This is a genomic window from Spirillospora sp. NPDC047418, from assembly GCF_040643275.1.
In the GTDB taxonomy this organism is placed as follows: domain Bacteria; phylum Actinomycetota; class Actinomycetes; order Streptosporangiales; family Streptosporangiaceae; genus Spirillospora.
On the sequence record NZ_JBEYTW010000050.1, the window covers coordinates 17,642 to 34,552 of the forward strand.

Below are 16,911 nucleotides of genomic sequence, written 5' to 3' on the forward strand. Positions count from 1 at the left end.
CCCCGCGACCAGCATCGATCCACCGAAGGAGCCGAACGATGTCGATCTCGCTGCAGAAGGGGCAGAAGGTCTCGCTCGCCAAACCAGGCGGCGGCACCCTCAGCCGGGTCCGGATGGGGCTCGGCTGGGACGCCGTCGCCAAGAAGGGCCTGTTCGGCAAGGGCAAGGCCCAGTCGATCGACCTGGACGCGTCCTGCCTGCTGTTCGACGCCGCCGGGAACCTCGCCGACCAGGTGTGGTTCCGGCAGCTGCGCAGCAAGGACGGGTCCGTCCAGCACACCGGCGACAACCTGACCGGCGCGGGCGAGGGCGACGACGAGGTCATCAACGTCGACCTGCAGGGCGTCCCCGCGAACGTCGTCCAGCTGGTGTTCACGGTCAACTCCTTCACCGGGCAGGACTTCTCGCAGATCGCGAACGCGTTCTGCCGGCTGGTGGACGAGGGCACCGGCGAGGAGATCGCCCGCTACGACCTGAGCGGCGCCGGCCAGCACAACGCGCAGATCATGGCCAAGGTGGCGCGGGACGGGCAGGGCTGGTCGATGACGGCGATCGGCGCGACCGCGACCGGCCGCACGTTCCAGCACCTGCTGCCGGCCGTGTCCGCCCACCTGTGACGGGCTGACAGCCGTCCATGCGGCATTTCGACCACATCGACACCGCCCGGCGCAAGCACCTGTTCTACCGGCATCCGCGCCCGTTCGACCGGCACGGCGACCCGGCGGTGCTGGCGGTGGCGCTCGGCGCGACGCTGTACAGCCCCGCCACCCGGCCCGGCCTCGCCGCCGACATCGAGCGGTCCGCGCGGCGGGGCGTGATGAGCATGGTCGTGTGCCTGGAGGACGCGATCGGCGACGACGAGGTCGAGGCCGGCGAGGCGAACCTGGTCGCGCAGCTCCGCGACCTGGACGCGGCCTGCCGGGAGCGCGGCGCGGAGGTGCCGCTGCTGTTCGTCCGGATCCGCGACCCCCGGCAGATCGGCGACCTGCTCGGCCGGCTCGGCGGCGCCGCCGCGCTGGTCAGCGGGTTCGTGCTGCCGAAGTTCACCCCGGCGGACGGCGGCGCGTTCCTCGACGCGCTGGCGGACGCCGCCGCCCGCACCGGGCAGCGGCTGCTCGCGATGCCGGTGATCGAGAGCCCGGAGGCGGTGTACGCCGAGACCCGCGCGGACATGCTGGACGACATCGCGCGGCTGCTGGCCAAGCACCGCTCGCGGATCCTCGCCGTCCGGCTCGGCGCCACGGACATGTCGGCGGCGTACGGGCTGCGCCGCCCGCCCGACCTCACGATCTACGACATCCGGCCCGTCGCCGGCGTCATCTGCGACGTGGTGAACGTGCTCGGCCGCGCCGACGGCACCGGGTACGTGGTGACCGGGCCGGTGTGGGAGTACTTCTCGGCGGGGGAGCGGATGTTCAAGCCGCAGCTGCGCCAGTCGCCGTTCGACGCGCAGCAGGCGGCGCCGCTGCGGCAGCGGCTGATCACCGCGGACCTGGACGGGCTGATCCGCGAGGTCCACCTGGACAAGGCCAACGGCCTGCTCGGGAAGACCGTGATCCATCCGAGCCATGTCGCGGCCGTGCACGCCCTGTCGGTCGTGACGCACGAGGAGTACTGCGACGCCGCCGACATCCTCGGCGTCGCCGGAGGCGGGGCGATGGCCAGTTCGTACGCCAACAAGATGAACGAGGCGAAACCGCACCGCGCGTGGGCGCAGCGGCTGATGCTGCGGGCGCGCGTGTTCGGGGTCGCGGCGGAGGGCGTCACGTTCGTCGAGCTGCTGGAAGCGGCGGGCAGCCGGTGACGTCCTCCTGGGTCTCCTCGCGCCTCGGGGTGCGGCTCGCGGACGGCTCCCGCCCGGTGGGGGCCGGGCTGTCGTCCCTCGTGGGGCTGGCCGTGCGCCGCAATCCGCGCCGCGCGCACCTGCTGGTGTCGGCCGTGCTGGGCAAGCACGTCCCGACCGATCCCCGGCTCGTCTACGGGTCCGGGCTGCTGCTGGGCGAGCTGGTGCGCGGGCGCCTGCGGGGCGAGGAGGCGGCCGGTCCCGGTCCGCTCCTGCCGGACGCGCTGGACGGGGCGCCGGGGGCCGCCGCCGCGCTGCGCGACCTCATGCGCGCGCCCCGGGTCCCCGTGGACGCGATCGTCCTCGGCTACGCCGAGACCGCCACCGCCCTGGGGCATTCCGTGGCGGACGCGCTGGGCGGCGCCTACTACCTGCACTCGACGCGGCGTCCCGTGCCCGGATTCGCGACCTACGGCGGGTTCGAGGAGGAGCACAGCCACGCCACGAGCCATCTGCTGCTGCCCGCCGACCCGGCGATGCTCGACCGGGACGTGCCGGTGGTGCTGGTCGACGACGAGCTGTCCACGGGCCGGACGGTGCTGAACACCATCGAGGCACTGCACGCCGTCCGGCCGAGGGGCCATTACGTCCTGGCGGCACTGGTCGACCTGCGCGGCGCCGAGGACCGGGCGCGCATGGACGATCTCGCCGGCCGGCTGGGCGCCCGCATCGACGCCGTCGCGCTGGCCCGGGGGCGGGTCGAGCTTCCCGAAGGCGTCCTGGAGGCGGGGCAGGCCCTCGTGGCGGGCCTGCCCGGCGGTTCCGCCGTCCCGGACGGGCCGCCGTTCGAGGTGGCGCGGGCGGAGCTGGAGTGGCCCGCCGGGCTGCCCGACGGCGGACGGCACGGCTTCCGGCCCGAGCATCGGGCGCGGCTGGAGAAGGACCTCGCCCGGATGGCCGACGTCCTCGCCGCGGGGCTCGGCGACGTCTCGCGGGTGCTCGTGCTGGGGTTCGAGGAGCTGATGTACACGCCGCTGCGTCTCGCGGAGGCGCTTGCCGACGCGCTGCCGTCCGTGGACGTCCGCTACTCGACGACCACGCGTTCGCCCGTGCTCGCCGTGGACGACCCCGGTTACGCGATACGAACGCGGCTGGTGTTCCCCTCGCATGACGAGCCCGCCGATGGGCCGGGGGAGCGGTACGCCTACAACGTGGTCGCCGGCTCCGGTCAGCGCGGGTTCGACCAGATCATCTTCGTGGTGGACGACGCCGGCGACACCGAGGCGCTCGCCGGCGGCCTCCTGGAACGGCTGCGCGCGCTCGCGCCGGTACTGCTCGCCGTCGTCCCCGCCCATGGGAGGGATTCGTGAAGCCGCTGGACGGGCCGGTGCACGGGCCGCTGTACGGGCCGTCCTTCGGCAGCTACCCGGCGGAGGACGTCGCCTGGCTGCTCAAGGACCTCTCGCACGTGAGCCTGGAGGCTTCCACGGAGGAGCGGGAGGCGGCGATCCAGGCGGGGCGCGCCCACTACGCCGAGTCGCTGCCGGTCGAGTACCAGCCCGGCCCGGAGTACCGGCGGCTGTTCCACCGGGCCCTGGACGCGTCGGCGGAGCGGCTCGCGTACGCGACCGGGCTGGTCACCGAGATGATCCTCGCCGAGCGCGGACCGGGCGCCGTCCTGGTGTCGCTGGCGCGGGCCGGGACGCCCGTCGGGATCCTGATGCGCCGCTGGGCGCGGTACGCGCACGGCCTCGACGTCCCGCACTACGCCGCCAGCATCGTCCGGGGCCGGGGCATCGACACCGCGGCGCTGCGATACCTCGCCGGGCACCACGACCCCGCGTCCGTGATGTTCGTGGACGGCTGGACGGGCAAGGGCGCGATCACGCGGGAGCTGACCGCCGCGCTGGCGCCGCACCCGTTCCGCCCCGACCTCGCGGTCCTCGCCGACCCGGGGCGGTGCACGCCGCTCTACGGGACGCGCGACGACTTCCTGATCCCGTCCGCGTGCCTCAACTCGACGGTGTCGGGCCTGGTCAGCCGGACGGTCCTGAACGACTCCCTCATCGGGCCCGGCGACTTCCACGGCGCGAAGTTCTACCGGGACCTCGCGGGCGACGACGTGTCGGCGGTGTTCCTCGACGCCGTCGCCGCGCGGTTCCCGGACGTCGCCGAACGCGTCGCCAAGGACCTGCCCGAACTCCGCGCCGCCGACCGCGCGCCCGACTGGTCCGGCTGGGAGGCCGTCCGGCGCTGTGCCGAGGCGGAGGGGATCGACGACCTCAACCTCGTCAAGCCGGGCATCGGGGAGACGACGCGGGTACTGCTGCGGCGCGTCCCGTGGAAGGTGTTCGTACGGGCCGACGCCGGTCCCGAGGTGACGCACATCCGGCTGCTCGCCGGCGAACGCGGCGTGCCCGTCCACGAGGTCGAGCCCGACCGGTTCCCCTACGCGTGCATGGGGTTCATCCATCCTCGCTTCGGCCAGGGAGCCGTTCAGTGACCGTCCTGGTGTGCTCGGACCTCGACCGTACGCTCATCTACTCAGCGGCCGCGTTCGCCCTGGACGGGCCCGATGAGGCGATGCCCCGCCTGCTGTGCGTGGAGTTCTACCAGGGCGCGCCGCTCTCCTACATGACCGAGGCTTCCGCGCGCACGCTGGAAACCCTCGCGACGGCCGCGACGCTCGTCCCCACGACGACGCGCACACCGGAGCAGTACCGGCGTGTCCACCTGCTGGAGAAGCCGCCCGCGTACGCCATCTGCGCGAACGGCGGCCACCTCCTCGTGGACGGCGAGGACGACCCGGCATGGGCCGAGACCGTCCGTGCCCGCATCGCGGACGGGTGCGCGCCGCTCGCGGACGTCCAGCACCATCTCGCCCAGTCGGGCGGCGACTTCGTGCTGAAGCAGCGCACGGCGTCCGACCTGTTCGCCTACACGGTCGTCGACAGGTCCGCACTGCCCGCCGGGTGGGTCGAGGACCTCACCGGCTGGTGCGCCGAACGCGGCTGGCGGACGTCCCTGCAAGGCCGCAAGGTCTACTGCCTGCCCGCCCGCCTCACCAAGGCCGCCGCCGCCGAGGAGGTCGCCCGCCGCACCGGGGCGTCCACGACGCTGGCCGCCGGGGACTCCCTCCTCGACATCGAACTGCTCGAAGCCGCCGACCTGGCGGTCCGTCCCGCCCACGGCGAACTGCACGACACCGGCTGGACGTCCCCCCGCACCACCGTCACCGCCGCCCGCGGCATCGCCGCGGGCGAGGAGATCGCGGAATGGCTCCTGGAACGTGCGACGGAACCGTGAAAAATCACGACGCCCCTCCCGCCCCCGTAGAGAATCGACACTCCCGCAGGGGTCGCCGCCGCCGCGATCTGAGGTGACAATCATGGTGAGCCCCTCTCCCACCGAGGAGGTCACCTGGACCACATGAGCTCCCGCCTCACCGGTGACGAGACCGCGCTGTGGAAGGCCGCGGCCAGGGTCCTCGACGCCAACTGGACGGGAACGGCCACCGCCGCGTCGCCCGGCCTCTACCCCCACCAGTGGAGCTGGGACGCGGCGTTCATCAGCATGGGCCTCGCCCGCCACCGCCGTGACCGCGCCGAAGCCGAACTGCTCTCCCTCTTCCGCGGCCAGTGGGCCGACGGGATGCTCCCGCACATCGTCTTCAACACGAGCCTCGCCCGGCGCGCGTTCTTCCCCGGCCCCGACCTGTGGCGCAGCGAACGGCAGCCGGACGCGCCGCGCGGCGTCCACACCTCCGGGCTCACCCAGCCGCCGCTGCACGCCCTCGCCGCCCTCCGCCTCCACGAATGCGCCACCGACCTCGACGGCAGCCGCGCGTTCCTCGCCCGCCTCTACCCGATGCTGACCGCCCAGCACCGCTACCTCGCCCGCGCCCGCGACCTCGACTCCAGCGGCCTCATCGCGATCTGCCACCCCTGGGAGTCCGGGCTCGACAACAGCCCCGCCTGGGACCGGCCGCTGGCCGCCCTGCGGCTCCCGCCGTCCTCCTACGCGCCCGCGCAGCGCCCCCGCACCCTCCCCACCGGCGAGGACTACGACCGCTACGTCCGCCTCGTCGCCCTCATGCGGGAGGCCGGCTACCGGCCCGGCTACCTCCGCGAAGCGCACCCGTTCGCCGTCGAGGACCCCCTGGTCAACGCCGTCTACCTCGCCTCCACCCACGCCCTCGCCGGCATCGCCGAGATCATCGGCGCCGACCCCGCCCCGCACCGCGAACACGCCGACCGCGTCCACCGCGCCGTCCTCGACCGCCTCTGGGACCCCGAGACCGGCTGCTTCCGCGCCCGCGACCTGCGCGACGACCGGCTGCTGCCCGTCATCACCGTCGGCTCCTTCGGCCCCCTCCTCGACCCCGAACTGCCCGCCCCCATCGTCCGCGGCCTCGTCGACCTCCTGCTGTCCGCCCGCTTCGCCGGCGCCGCCGGCTACCCCGTCCCCAGCTGCGACATCCAGGCCCCCGCCTTCGACCGCGGCGGCTACTGGCGCGGCCCCACCTGGATCAGCACCAACTGGCTCGTCTGGTACGGCGCCCTCGGCCACGGCCTGCCCGTCGTCGCCGACCTGCTCTACGGCTCCACCATGCGGCTCGTCCGCCAGTCCGGCTTCCGGGAGTTCTTCGACCCCTTCGACGGCACCGGACGCGGCAGCCACGACTACGCCTGGTCCGCCGCGCTCGTCCTCGACCTCCTCGGGGCCCGCCGTGCCCCCCAGGCCGCCTGATCGCCTACCGTGAGGACATGCGCCTGCTCCGGGGCACCCTGCCCGCCGAAGTCCGCGCCGCGCTCACCCTCGACCGCGGCGAACGCGTCCTCGCGACCGCCCCCACGCGAGGCGGATCCCACGTCATCGCCACCACCACGGCCCTGCACGTCCCGGACCCCGCAGGCGGCTTCACCCGCATCCCCTGGGAACACGTCGACCACGCCACCTGGAAGGACGGGTGGCTCCACGTCCACGAGACCTCCGCCGGCCCCGAACACCACGTCCGGCTCACCGACCCCGGCTCCGTCCCCGAAACCGTCCGGGAACGCGTCACCGCCACCATCGCCGTCAGCCACCACGTGCAACTCCCCGGCGGCAAGGTCCGCATAGCGGCCCGGCGCCCCGCCGCCGGCGGCGACGTGCGCTGGACCTTCGTCTTCGACGCGGGCCTCGACCCGTCCGACCCGGGGCTGCGCGCCCAGGCCGAACAGGCCCTGGAGGAACTGCGCCGCCAGACCGGCCTCTAACCCGGGTACGCCGTCGGCTGGTCCTCGGCCTTGCCGCGCCCGGGCACCTGCTCGGGCACCCGGTCCTTCAGATGGTTCGCCTTGCCGCGCGCCGCACCGGCGAACTCCTCGCCCTTGGCCCGCAGCATCCCGGCCGCCTCCTGCACGTTCGGGTTCTCCGAGACCTGCTGCGACAGCCGCTTGATCTGCTCGTACCGCTCGCGCCCGGCCTTCGTCCCGAGGACGTAGCCGACCGCGGCGCCTGCCATGAACATCATGCGCGTCTTCATGTCCAACTCCCACTGACGGCGGAATCGTGACACCCCCCATACCCGTCAGCGGCGCCCCCACCCCTGACGTGTGCGCGAAGACCCCCCACATGCGCTAACCTGGTGCCGCCGACAGGGGCGGAAACACCCCGTCGGACGCACGATCCCGCGTAGCTCAATCGGCAGAGCAGCCGGCTGTTAACCGGCAGGTTATTGGTTCGAGTCCAATCGCGGGAGCCGAGGCGGCTCACCCTGCTCGGTGAGCCTTTGGCTCGCCTTCGCGTCGGCCCGCAGTGTTTTTCCGGGGGGCGACCCCCGGAGCCCCCCGGGTGCCGCCGCCATCCCCCGCCCGCCCGCCCCTTTCGGGGCGTGCGCACGGGTTGGGTTTGATCGGGTCCGTGGCGTTGGCCTTCATAACGGCTCCGGCGAGATGTGTGGCCCTGGTGGGTTCGCTGGTCGAGGGTGGATGGGTAGGCACAGGGAGTGCGCCCCGCCTGACCCCCCAGGAGTGCTTCTTGCCCGCTCTGCCCGGCTCCCCGCCCGCTCCCGAGGACGCCTCCACCTGGACGGAGTTCACCGCTGAGCTCCGTGCCCTGCACGAATGGTGTGGAAGGCCCAAGTACCGCGCGCTCTGCGGGCGCAGTGACGGGCTCTCGCCCGCCGCCGTCTCGACGCTGATCGGCCGGAACCCGCTGACCATGCCGCCGGAGACCGCCACGGTCCGGTTCGTCGAGGCGTGCCTGCGGTACGCGCAATGGCCCTCGGCCGAGGCGGAGGCCGAGCGGTGGAGTGCGCAGTGGCGGCTTCTCGCCGGGGCCGGCCCGGCCGGCGGGCGGGGACGGTGGCGGCGCGGCCGCTGGGTCGCGGTCGCGGGTGTCGGCGTGGTGGTCGTGGCCGGGGCGGTCTGGGTGGGCGTCCGCGGCGGCTCCGAAGAGGGGTGCCAGCGGTTGAGCGGCACCATCGACGACGCGCGGGCGCAGCGGACGTGGCCGTACATGTTCCAGTGCCCGAACCGGCCCCGCGTCGGTGTGTACGAGGGGGCGGCGTTCGGCACCGAGGTCGCCGTGCTGGAGACCGATCCGAGCTGGTTCATCTGCTGGACGCGCGGCCAGGCGCATCCCGGCGGCAACGACGTCTGGTACTACACGCAGGGCGACCGCGCGACGGGACGGCCCGAACTGCACGGGTGGGGTTATGTCCCCGCGTCCGAGCTGCGGGTCGGGGCGGCGCCCGACCCCGCGATCACCCGGCGCTGCTGACCTGGGCCTTCGTTGTTCTGAACGTTCAGAACGGTGCCGCTCGGAACTGTCCGGGCGGTCCGGCATCTAACGTTCGGGGCATACCCCGCACCCCGCATCGAACCGCCATGGAAGGGGAGAGGCGACGGTGACGGAACGGGTGAGCTTTCGGATCTTGGGACCGCTGCGCGCCGGGGTGGGGGGAGCGCCGGTGGACCTCGGCGGCGGCCGGGCCCGGCTGGTGCTGGCGGCGCTCCTCCTCGAAGCGGACCGGCCGGTGCCGGTGGACCGGCTGGTGGACGTCGTGTGGGGGGACCGCCCGCCGTCCTCGGCCCGCACCCAGGTCGCGATCGCCGTGTCGGGGCTGCGGCGGGCCTTCCGGGACGCGGGCCGCGAGCGCGTGATCGAGACCGTCCGGCCCGGGTACCGGCTGCCCGCGGAGGCGGGCGTGATCGACGCCTCGGTGGCGGCGGAGCGGATCGGCGAGGCGCGCCGGGACGTCGCGGCGGGGCGGCTGGAGCAGGCCGCCGGGCGGTTCCGGGCGGCGCTGTCGCTGTGGGACGGCCCCGTCCTCGCCGGCCTCGGCCGCGGCGCGATCGAGGTGGCCGCGCTGCGCTGGGAGGAGCTGCGGCTGACCGCGATCGAGGAGGCCGCGCACGTGGAGCTGGGCCTCGGCCGGCACCGCGAACTGGTCGGCGAGCTCATCGGGGCGGTGCAGGAGCACCCGTACCGGGAGCGGCTGCGGGCGCTGCTGATGCTGGCGCTGGCCCGGGCGGGGCGGCAGGGCGAGGCCCTCGGCGTCTACCGGGAGGGGCGCCGGAGGCTGGCCGGGGAGCTGGGCCTGGAGCCGGGCCGCGAGCTGCGCGAACTCCAGCTGGGGATCCTGCGGGACGATCCGCTGGTGCGGCCGGGGGAGCCCGGCCTGCTGCGGGGGCGGGGCCGCGCGGTCCGGTGGCGGCGCACGGCGGTGCCCGTCCGGGGCGTCCGCTCCTGCTGACGGCGGAGGGCCGCCGGGCGCGGTGCCCGGCGGCCCTGCGGGGGGAGGCTAGTTCACCCACTTGTGGGAGTTCATGAGCTGCCCCTCCCAGAAGCTGTTCCGCTTGCCGGCGGGGATGGTGCCCCAGTAACCGTCGTAGCCGGCGAAGTGGTACACCTTCACCTTGCTGTACGAACCCGTGTAGCCGTTGTTCCAGTACGACGCGACGAGGAACCTCGGATTGCACTGGACGTCGCCGCCGCGCCAGTCGGGGTCGTCGCCGTCCCAGGCGCATCTGGTGCCGGTGCCGTTCTGCCCGCTCCAGACGCAGAAGTCCCCCTTGGCGCAGGAGCCCTGCCAGGCGGCGGCGCCGGCGTCGGCCTGGGCCGTGACCGGTGCCAGGACGGTGGTGAGCCCGGCGGCGGCCACCCCGGCCACCGCGATCCTGATCGCGTGCATGGGCGCCTCCCTACTTCGACCACTGGTGCGAGCGGATGGACACGTTCGCCGCGTTGATCGGCTTGGCGGTGACGGAGACCGGGTCGGAGATCTCGCCCTTGTAGTCCGCGTACTTGAAGAAGCGCACCTTGTTGTACGGGTTGCTCGTGTACCCGTTGTTCCAGATGCTGTTGACCTTGAACCCGTACGGCCGGCAGCGGATCGCCCCGCCCTGCCAGTCGGGGTCGTCGCCGGTCCAGTTGCAGCGGGTGCCGGTGGCGTTCCGGCCGCTCCACACGCACACGTCGCCCTTCGGGCAGGTCCCGTCGGTGGCGGCCGCCGTGCCGGCGGGCGCGGCGGCCAGCGCGGCCGACGGCGCCATGGCGGCGACGGCCCCCGCAGCGACCGCTCCGGCCAGCAGCCCGATCCTGATCTTGCTCATCGTCTCCCCGTTTCCCCGTCAGTAGACCTTGGAGCAGGTCTTGATGGTCGTGCCGTTGATGTCGACGGCCTTGTCGTCGCCGTTTCCGGCCCCCGTCAGGAAGTAGGCCGACACCCAGCCGCGCGTGGCGCCTTGGTCGAGGTCGGTGTACAGCCACCAGTGGTTGGTGCCGTAGGCGCCCGTGTACTCCTGGCCCCACTTCTTGCAGTAGACGTAGTTCTCGCCCTGGTAGAGGTAGCCGACGGGAGACCCGCACTTGAGGTAGTTCGGGTTGGCGAACGCCTTGTCGAACGTCCGCACCCACTGCTTCCCGTCGATCTTCGCGTCCGTCCAGCAGGCGGCTCGTGCCGTGCTCGGCGCGCCGTCGGCCGACGCCGTCCCGGCCGGCGCCACCGCTCCCAGCGCGGCGGCCGCCGCGAGGGCGGCCCCGAGGATGCGCGTTGTCGTCATCCGTTCTCTCCCCGTCGATGTGCTCGGATATCGGACACGCTAGGGACGCCCGTTATCGAACTCTTATCGCCGCCCGCGCGGGGGTCCCGTTTCGGGTGCGCCTGCTGGGTAGATCGCCTGTGACGTTGGGAGGGGGCTGCGGGCGGCATGCTGGCGTTGGTCGGGGTCTATGCCGTCGTGGCCGTCGCCGTTCCCTGGGGGCTGGGGCGGTACCGGCGGGTCATGGGGTGCGCCGCGGCCGTTCTGCCCGCCGCCACGGCCGCCTGGGCGGCTACTCGGGTGGGGCGGGAGTTCACCACCCGGGTCGTGTGGTCGTCCGATCTGGGGCTCGTGTTCGACTTCCGGGTGGACGCGCTGGCCGTGGTGATGCTGCTCCTGGTGGGCGGGGTCGGGGCCGTCGTCCTCTGCTACGCGGGGTGGTACTTCCAGCGGTCCGAGCGGCTGATGATCGGGACGCTCGTCGCGTTCGCCGGGGCGATGACCGGGCTGGTGCTCGCCGACAACCTGCTCGTCCTGTACGTCTTCTGGGAACTCACGACGCTGAGCTCGTTCATCCTCATCGGGCACACGCGTCCGGATCAGGTGGCGGACCGGCGGGCCGCCACGCAGGCGCTCCTGACGACCACCGCGTTCGGGCTGGTCATGCTCGTCGGGTTCGTGGTGCTGGGGCAGGCCGGGGGGACGTACCGGATCTCGGCGCTGGTGGCGGATCCGCCCGGGGGCACCGCGGCCCGGGTCGGTGTGGTTCTGGTGCTGCTGGGGGCGTTCGCCAAGTCGGCGCAGATCCCGCTGCACGGGTGGTTGCCGGCGGCGATGGTGGCGCCCACGCCGGTGAGCGCCTACCTGCACGCGGCGGCCATGGTGAAGGCGGGGGTCTATCTGGTCGCCCGGCTGGCGCCCGGGTTCGCCGGGGTCGCTCCGTGGCGGCCCCTGGTGCTGGCGGTCGGGCTGCTGAGCCTGGTGGTGGCGGGCCTGGTCGCGCTCCGGCAGGACGATCTGAAGCGGCTGCTGGCGTACGGGACGATCAGCCAGCTCGGCTTCCTCATGGTGCTGCTGGGGAACGGGACGCGGACGGCGGCGCTGGCCGGCGGGGCGCTGCTGCTGGCCCACGGGGTGTTCAAGGCGCCGCTGTTCCTGACGGTCGGCGCGGTCGAGCACGAGACGGGGACGCGGCGCGCGGACCACCTGTCGGGCGCCGGGTGGCGGCTGCCCGTCCTCGCGGTCGCGGCGACGGCGGCGGTCGCGTCCATGATCGGCATCCCCCCGTTCCTCGGGTTCGTGGCGAAGGAGGCCGCGTTCGAGGCGTTCGCCCACGGCGGCTGGGACATCGCCGTCCTCGCGGGGACCGTCGCCGGGTCGGCGCTGACCGTGGCCTACGGGGCGCGGTTCCTGCACGGCGCCTTCTCCGGCGCGACGGACCAGGGGCCCGACGACCCCTGGGGCCTGGTCGTCCCCGTGGTGGTGCTGTCCGCCGCCGGGTTCGCCCTGGGGCTCGTCCCCGGGGCCCTGCAGCGGCTCATCGGGCCCTATGCCGGGACGCTGCGGAGCGACGGGCCGGGGTACGAGCTGGCGATCTGGCACGGGCTCGGGCTGCCGCTCTGGATGTCGGTGACCGCGATCGTGGCGGGCGCCGGGCTGTACGGCGCGTTCGGCCGGTCGTTCCCCGGACGGTCCGGGCGGTGGTGGCTCCCCGACGTCCAGAAGGGCTACGACGCCGTGGTCGGCGCGACGATGGCCGCCGCGCTCGCGGTGACCCGGCGGGTGCAGATCGGCTCGCTGCCGGTGTACCTCGGCGTCATCGCGCTGATGGTGCTGGTCGTGCCGGGGCCGGCGCTCGTGGCGGGGCTCGTCCGGGGCACCGGCCCGGGGTGGTCGCCGCCGCGGGCCTGGGGCGATCCGGCGCAGCTCGTCCTCGCCGCGATCGTGATCGCCGGCGCGCTGGGGGCGATGTGGGCGCGCGGCCGGCTGTCGGCGGTGCTGCTGCTGTCCGGCACCGGGTACGGGATGACGGGCCTGTTCGCCGTGCACGGCGCGCCCGACCTCGCGCTCACCCTCGTGGTCGTGGAGACGCTGACGCTGTTCATGCTGGTGCTGGTGCTGCGGCGGCTGCCGGAGCGGTTCCCGCCGCGGCTGCGCAAGGCGCCCGCGCGGGCGGCCACCGCCGTGATCAGCCTCGGCATGGGCGGGTTCGTCGGGCTGTTCCTGACGGTGGCGGCGCTGAGCCGGAACTCCGCACCGGTCGGTCCCGGCTACACCCGGCTCGCCGCGCAGGAGCACACGAAGAACGTGGTGAACCTGATCCTGGTGGACCTGCGCGCGCTCGACACGCTGGGCGAGATCACGGTGCTGGCCGCGACCGCGCTGGGCGTCGCGAGCCTGGTGCTGACGGGGCCGGACGTGCGGCGGCCCGGCCGGGCCGGGGCGGGCCCCGGGCCGCCGAGCCGCTGGCTGGCCGCGCCGAGCCGTCCGCCGCTCGGCGGCTCCTCGGTCCTGCTGGAGGCGGTGGCGCGGCTGCTCACCCCGACGATCCTCGTGTTCTCGGTGTACCTGTTCTTCGCCGGGCACGGCCGTCCGGGCGGCGGGTTCGTCGGCGGCCTCGTCGCCGGCATGGCGTTCGTGCTGCGGTACCTGCCGGGCGGGCGGCGCGAGCTCGCCGCCGCGCTGCCCGTCCGCCCGGCCGTCCTGCTCGGCGGCGGGCTGGGGATCGCGGTCGCCACGGGCGCGGGCGGCTGGGCGTCCGGCGGGGAGTTCCTGGCGTCCCGGAAGCTCGGCGGCACCGTGCCGGTGCTCGGCCCGGTGGAGATCTCCACCAACCTGCTCTTCGACGCGGGCGTCTACTTCCTGGTGCTCGGGCTGGTGCTGATGATCCTCACCACGCTCGGGGCCAGCCTGGAGGAGCCGGAGGAGCCCGAGGCCGCGGAGGAGCCGTCGTGACCGGGCCCGGACTCGTCCTCGTGGTGGTGGTCGCCGTGCTGTTCGCCGCCGGGTTCGACCTGCTGATGCAGCGGTCCCTCATCCGGATCGTGATCGGCTTCTCGCTGCTCGGGCACGGCGCCAACCTCGTCCTGCTGCTCGCGGGCGGGGCCGCCGGCACGCCGCCGCTGCTCGGCGCGAAGGGGCCGGGCGCGGCGGTCGACCCGTTCCCGCAGGCGATGGTGCTGACCGCGATCGTGATCACCTTCGGCGTCACGGCGTTCCTGCTGGCCCTGGCCTACCGGAGCCGGCGGCTCCGCGGCGGGGACGAGGTCCGCGACGACGTCGAGGACCGCCGGATCTGCGCTGAACGGCACCGCCCCGGCGAGACGCCGCGGGCCACGCCGCTGGAGCAGGAGAACCCCGGGCCGGAGGACGGCGCATGAACGTCCTCGTCCCGCTGCCGTTCGTGCTGCCGCTGCTCGGCGCGGCACTGGCGATGATCGCCCGGCGGCGGGGGGCCTGGCTGCGGGTGCTCGGCCCGCTGGCCGCCGCGGGGGGCGTCGCGGCGAGCGCGGCGCTGCTGGCGGCGGTGGCGCGCGACGGCGTCCTCGCCGTCCAGCTCGGCGGCTGGGCCGCGCCGCTCGGCATCACGCTCGTCGCCGACCGGCTGTCGGTGCTGCTGCTGGTGGTGTCCGGCACGGTGCTGCTGGCGGTCATGCTGCACGCCGTGGGGGAGGGCGCCGGCGGGACGGACGGGCACGAGCCCGGCGTGTTCTATCCCGCCTACCTGACGCTGACCGCCGGGGTCAGCCTCGTCTTCCTCGCCGGGGACCTGTTCAACCTGTTCGTCGCGTTCGAGGTCATGCTCGCGTCGAGCTACGTCCTCATGACGCTGACCCCGACCGGGGAGCGGGTGCGGGCCGGGATGACCTACACCGTGGTCAGCCTCACGTCCTCGATCCTCTTCCTCACCTCGCTCGGCCTCACCTACGCGGCGGCGGGGACGGTCAACCTCGCCGACCTGTCGACGCGGGTCCCCGAGCTGCCCGGCGCGACCCGCACCGCGCTCGGGCTGCTGTTCCTCGTGGTGTTCGGCATCAAGGGCGCGATCGTGCCGATGCACATGTGGCTGCCCGACAGCTACCCCGTCGCGCTCACGAAGATCACCGCGGTGTTCGCGGCGCTGCTGACGAAGGCCGCCGTGTACTCGCTCATCCGCGTCGAGACGCTGGTGTTCCCGCGTGAGCACGGCTCCTGGGTGATGCTGGTCCTCGCTGCCGCGACGATCGTCATCGGGACGCTGGGGGCGCTGACGCACGATGACATCCACCGCGTGTTCTCGTTCATCCTCGTCGGGCACATCGGCTACATGCTGTTCGGCCTCGCCCTGTTCGACGTCGCGGGGCTCACCGGCGCGATCCTGTACCTCGTCCACCACATCGTCGTGCAGGCGACGCTCTTCCTGGTCAGCGACCTGATCCAGGGCCACACGGGGGAGACGTCGCTGCACCGGCTCGGCGGGCTGGTGAGCCTGTCGGCGTTCATCTCCGTGCTGTTCTTCATCCCCGCGATGAGCGTGAGCGGCGTGCCGCCGACGTCGGGGTTCGTCGCCAAGCTCGCGCTGTTCCAGGCGGGCGTCGCTTCGGGCAGCGTCCTGGCGTACGCGGTGACGGGCGTGGCCGTGGTGGGGAGCGTCCTCACCCTCATGGCGATGAGCCGGATCTGGACGCTCGGGTTCTGGCGCACCCGCCCGGAGGGCGCGCAGGAGCCTCCCAAGTCCGAGTCTTACACCCGCGGGGGCGTGCGCCTCATGCAGTCGGTGACCACGGTGCTGGTCGTCGCCGGGCTCCTCATCGCCGCGCTCGCCGGGCCGCTCGCGTCCTGGAGCAGGCACGCCGCGAGCGACCTCGTCAGCGGAGACGCCTACCGGCACGCCGTCCTGGACGGAGGGAAGCGATGAGCACGGACGTCCGCGGCATCGTCTCGCGGGTGGGCATGGGCGTGTGGCTGTTCGCGGTCTGGCTGCTGCTGTGGGGACGGGCCGACGCCCTCGTCGCGGTCGGCGGCGTCATCGCGGTCGCCGTCGCCTACCGGGTGAGCCGGCTGCCGGCCGTCCCGACGCTCCGGCGGGTCCGGCCGCTGTGGCTGGTCCTGGCGGCGCTCGAGTTCGCCTGGGACCTGCTGCTGTCCAGCCTGGTCATCGCCCGGCACGCCCTTTACCGGCCGCGCGCGGTGAAGGGCGCGATCGTCGAGGTGGACGCCCGGACGCGCTCGGAGATCATCCTGCTGGCCGTCACGACGAGCATCTCGCTGCGCCCCGGCACGCTGCTGGTCGACCTCGACTGGGACCGGCACGTGCTGCACATCCACGCCATGCCCGTCCGGTCCCGGCGGGAGGCCGACTCCGCGCGGGACGGCGTGCTCCGCACCGAGCACCGGCTGATGCGCGCCCTCGTCGCCTCCGAGGACGCGGCCGGGGAAGCAGCCGGGGAAGACGTATCCACCAGGGAGACCAGGGAGGACCGATGAGCATCGTCTACGCCGCGGCCATGGCGCTGCTGGGCGCCGCGTTCCTGATGACCGCCGCCCGCCTCGTCCGCGGGCCCTCCACGTTCGACCGCGTCATGGCGGGGGACATCCTCGCGGTCCTGCTGCTGAGCGGCATCGCGATCCACGCGGCCGTCCACAAGGAGACGGCGAACGCGACGATCCTCGTCGCGGTCGCGCTGATGGGGTTCGTGGGATCGGTCAGCGCCGCGCACCTGGCGGCGGCGCGGGCGGAGCGGCGGGAACGGGAGGGGCGGGCGTGACCGCCGCCGACGCCGCCAGCGCCGTCCTGCTGCTCGCCGGGTCCGGGTTCAGCGCGGTCGGCGCGCTCGGCATGCTGCGGTTCCCGGACCTGCTCACCCGGCTGCACGCCGCGACGAAACCGCAGACGATCGGGCTGCTGCTCGTCCTCGCCGGGGTGGCGCCGCAGACCGGCTCGGTCACCGCCGCCACCCCGCTGCTGCTGGTCGCCGTCTTCCAGCTGATCACCGCGCCGGTGACCGCCCAGACGATCGCCGGCGCCGCCTACCGCGCCGGCGTCATCGACCCAGCCACCCTCACCATCGACGAGACCCGCCGCGACCCGTGAGGGATGGGCACCCGCCCCCGCGGGGT

At 73.9% G+C, this 16,911-nt stretch carries 19 protein-coding genes and 1 tRNA gene; 16 read left to right on the top strand and 4 right to left on the bottom strand.

Features of this window, described 5'->3' with window-relative positions:
- The first annotated feature begins 38 nt into the window (after positions 1–38).
- The 7 genes from ABZ806_RS27225 to ABZ806_RS27255 all read left to right on the top strand — a co-directional run bounded on the left by ABZ806_RS27225 (position 39) and on the right by ABZ806_RS27255 (position 7,041).
- Positions 39–617, top strand: coding sequence for a TerD family protein (locus ABZ806_RS27225; protein ID WP_500220235.1), 579 nt, complete (start codon positions 39–41; stop codon positions 615–617).
- A 17-nt stretch (positions 618–634) separates the two neighbouring features.
- On the top strand, positions 635–1,804 hold the full coding sequence (locus tag ABZ806_RS27230) for an HpcH/HpaI aldolase/citrate lyase family protein (RefSeq protein ID WP_500220236.1): 1,170 nt from the start codon (positions 635–637) through the stop codon (positions 1,802–1,804).
- A complete protein-coding gene (locus ABZ806_RS27235; RefSeq protein ID WP_500220237.1) occupies positions 1,801–3,153 on the top strand; it encodes a phosphoribosyltransferase family protein in 1,353 nt (450 codons plus the stop codon). The genes ABZ806_RS27230 and ABZ806_RS27235 overlap by 4 nt, the downstream gene beginning before the upstream one ends.
- Positions 3,150–4,286: a cysteine protease StiP family protein gene (locus ABZ806_RS27240; protein ID WP_500220238.1), complete on the top strand. Its 1,137-nt coding sequence runs from the start codon at positions 3,150–3,152 to the stop codon at positions 4,284–4,286. Before ABZ806_RS27235 ends, ABZ806_RS27240 begins: the two co-directional genes overlap by 4 nt.
- On the top strand, positions 4,283–5,089 hold the full coding sequence (locus ABZ806_RS27245) for an HAD family hydrolase (protein WP_500220239.1): 807 nt from the start codon (positions 4,283–4,285) through the stop codon (positions 5,087–5,089). Before ABZ806_RS27240 ends, ABZ806_RS27245 begins: the two co-directional genes overlap by 4 nt.
- A gap of 123 nt (positions 5,090–5,212) precedes the next feature.
- On the top strand, positions 5,213–6,532 hold the full coding sequence (locus tag ABZ806_RS27250; RefSeq protein ID WP_500220240.1) for an amylo-alpha-1,6-glucosidase: 1,320 nt from the start codon (positions 5,213–5,215) through the stop codon (positions 6,530–6,532).
- Between the two features lie 17 nt (positions 6,533–6,549).
- Positions 6,550–7,041 (top strand): hypothetical protein, encoded by a 492-nt coding sequence (locus ABZ806_RS27255; protein WP_500220241.1) that lies wholly within the window; start codon positions 6,550–6,552, stop codon positions 7,039–7,041.
- Here the strand turns inward: ABZ806_RS27255 and ABZ806_RS27260 are convergent.
- Positions 7,038–7,310, bottom strand: coding sequence for a YtxH domain-containing protein (locus tag ABZ806_RS27260; protein WP_500220242.1), 273 nt, complete (start codon positions 7,308–7,310; stop codon positions 7,038–7,040). The two genes, ABZ806_RS27255 and ABZ806_RS27260, sit on opposite strands and share 4 nt — an antisense overlap.
- Before the next feature lie 143 nt (positions 7,311–7,453).
- Here ABZ806_RS27260 and ABZ806_RS27265 point away from each other — a divergent pair.
- The 3 genes from ABZ806_RS27265 (at position 7,454) to ABZ806_RS27275 (ending at position 9,524) form a co-directional block, all read left to right on the top strand.
- Positions 7,454–7,526 (top strand) — tRNA-Asn (locus ABZ806_RS27265).
- Positions 7,527–7,804: 278 nt separating this feature from the next.
- Positions 7,805–8,548 (top strand): hypothetical protein, encoded by a 744-nt coding sequence (locus ABZ806_RS27270; protein WP_500220243.1) that lies wholly within the window; start codon positions 7,805–7,807, stop codon positions 8,546–8,548.
- A gap of 154 nt (positions 8,549–8,702) precedes the next feature.
- Positions 8,703–9,524: an AfsR/SARP family transcriptional regulator gene (locus tag ABZ806_RS27275; RefSeq protein WP_500220244.1), complete on the top strand. Its 822-nt coding sequence runs from the start codon at positions 8,703–8,705 to the stop codon at positions 9,522–9,524.
- Positions 9,525–9,572: 48 nt separating this feature from the next.
- On the opposite strand, the gene ABZ806_RS27280 is transcribed toward ABZ806_RS27275, so the two are convergent.
- Genes ABZ806_RS27280 through ABZ806_RS27290 form a run of 3 tightly spaced genes read right to left on the bottom strand, consistent with a single transcriptional unit; the run spans position 9,573 to position 10,833 of the window.
- Positions 9,573–9,962 carry a peptidase inhibitor family I36 protein gene (locus tag ABZ806_RS27280; protein ID WP_500220245.1) on the bottom strand — a complete coding sequence of 130 codons (390 nt, stop codon included), beginning with the start codon at positions 9,960–9,962 and terminating at the stop codon, positions 9,573–9,575.
- Between the two features lie 10 nt (positions 9,963–9,972).
- Positions 9,973–10,383, bottom strand: coding sequence for a peptidase inhibitor family I36 protein (locus tag ABZ806_RS27285; RefSeq protein ID WP_500220246.1), 411 nt, complete (start codon positions 10,381–10,383; stop codon positions 9,973–9,975).
- Between the two features lie 18 nt (positions 10,384–10,401).
- Positions 10,402–10,833, bottom strand: coding sequence for a hypothetical protein (locus ABZ806_RS27290; protein ID WP_500220247.1), 432 nt, complete (start codon positions 10,831–10,833; stop codon positions 10,402–10,404).
- A gap of 147 nt (positions 10,834–10,980) precedes the next feature.
- Between ABZ806_RS27290 and mbhE the strand changes: the two genes are divergently transcribed.
- The 6 genes from mbhE to mnhG are packed head-to-tail and all read left to right on the top strand — an operon-like array spanning position 10,981 to position 16,885.
- Positions 10,981–13,767 carry a hydrogen gas-evolving membrane-bound hydrogenase subunit E gene (gene mbhE / locus ABZ806_RS27295; protein WP_500220248.1) on the top strand — a complete coding sequence of 929 codons (2,787 nt, stop codon included), beginning with the start codon at positions 10,981–10,983 and terminating at the stop codon, positions 13,765–13,767.
- Entirely contained in the window at positions 13,764–14,192 is a 429-nt protein-coding gene (locus ABZ806_RS27300) for a Na(+)/H(+) antiporter subunit C (protein ID WP_500220249.1), read from the top strand. Before mbhE ends, ABZ806_RS27300 begins: the two co-directional genes overlap by 4 nt.
- The gene (locus ABZ806_RS27305) at positions 14,189–15,709 is read left to right on the top strand and encodes a Na+/H+ antiporter subunit D (protein ID WP_500220250.1); all 1,521 of its coding nucleotides are present in this window, start codon (positions 14,189–14,191) and stop codon (positions 15,707–15,709) included. Before ABZ806_RS27300 ends, ABZ806_RS27305 begins: the two co-directional genes overlap by 4 nt.
- Entirely contained in the window at positions 15,706–16,278 is a 573-nt protein-coding gene (locus tag ABZ806_RS27310) for a Na+/H+ antiporter subunit E (protein ID WP_500220251.1), read from the top strand. The genes ABZ806_RS27305 and ABZ806_RS27310 overlap by 4 nt, the downstream gene beginning before the upstream one ends.
- Entirely contained in the window at positions 16,275–16,559 is a 285-nt protein-coding gene (locus ABZ806_RS27315) for an MrpF/PhaF family protein (protein ID WP_500220252.1), read from the top strand. Before ABZ806_RS27310 ends, ABZ806_RS27315 begins: the two co-directional genes overlap by 4 nt.
- Positions 16,556–16,885 (top strand): monovalent cation/H(+) antiporter subunit G, encoded by a 330-nt coding sequence (gene mnhG, locus ABZ806_RS27320; RefSeq protein ID WP_500220253.1) that lies wholly within the window; start codon positions 16,556–16,558, stop codon positions 16,883–16,885. Before ABZ806_RS27315 ends, mnhG begins: the two co-directional genes overlap by 4 nt.
- The last annotated feature ends 26 nt before the right edge of the window (positions 16,886–16,911 follow it).

Bases quoted from the DNA above. Each gene is read 5' to 3' on its own strand.
- ABZ806_RS27225 (WP_500220235.1), top strand. From the start codon at position 39: ATGTCGATCTCGCTGCAGAAGGGGCAGAAGGTCTCGCTCGCCAAACCA.
- ABZ806_RS27230 (WP_500220236.1), top strand. From the start codon at position 635: ATGCGGCATTTCGACCACATCGACACCGCCCGGCGCAAGCACCTGTTC.
- ABZ806_RS27250 (WP_500220240.1), top strand. From the start codon at position 5,213: ATGAGCTCCCGCCTCACCGGTGACGAGACCGCGCTGTGGAAGGCCGCG.
- ABZ806_RS27255 (WP_500220241.1), top strand. From the start codon at position 6,550: ATGCGCCTGCTCCGGGGCACCCTGCCCGCCGAAGTCCGCGCCGCGCTC.
- ABZ806_RS27260 (WP_500220242.1), bottom strand. From the start codon at position 7,310: ATGAAGACGCGCATGATGTTCATGGCAGGCGCCGCGGTCGGCTACGTC.
- ABZ806_RS27280 (WP_500220245.1), bottom strand. From the start codon at position 9,962: ATGCACGCGATCAGGATCGCGGTGGCCGGGGTGGCCGCCGCCGGGCTC.
- ABZ806_RS27285 (WP_500220246.1), bottom strand. From the start codon at position 10,383: ATGAGCAAGATCAGGATCGGGCTGCTGGCCGGAGCGGTCGCTGCGGGG.
- ABZ806_RS27290 (WP_500220247.1), bottom strand. From the start codon at position 10,833: ATGACGACAACGCGCATCCTCGGGGCCGCCCTCGCGGCGGCCGCCGCG.
- mbhE (WP_500220248.1), top strand. From the start codon at position 10,981: ATGCTGGCGTTGGTCGGGGTCTATGCCGTCGTGGCCGTCGCCGTTCCC.
- ABZ806_RS27305 (WP_500220250.1), top strand. From the start codon at position 14,189: ATGAACGTCCTCGTCCCGCTGCCGTTCGTGCTGCCGCTGCTCGGCGCG.
- ABZ806_RS27310 (WP_500220251.1), top strand. From the start codon at position 15,706: ATGAGCACGGACGTCCGCGGCATCGTCTCGCGGGTGGGCATGGGCGTG.
- ABZ806_RS27315 (WP_500220252.1), top strand. From the start codon at position 16,275: ATGAGCATCGTCTACGCCGCGGCCATGGCGCTGCTGGGCGCCGCGTTC.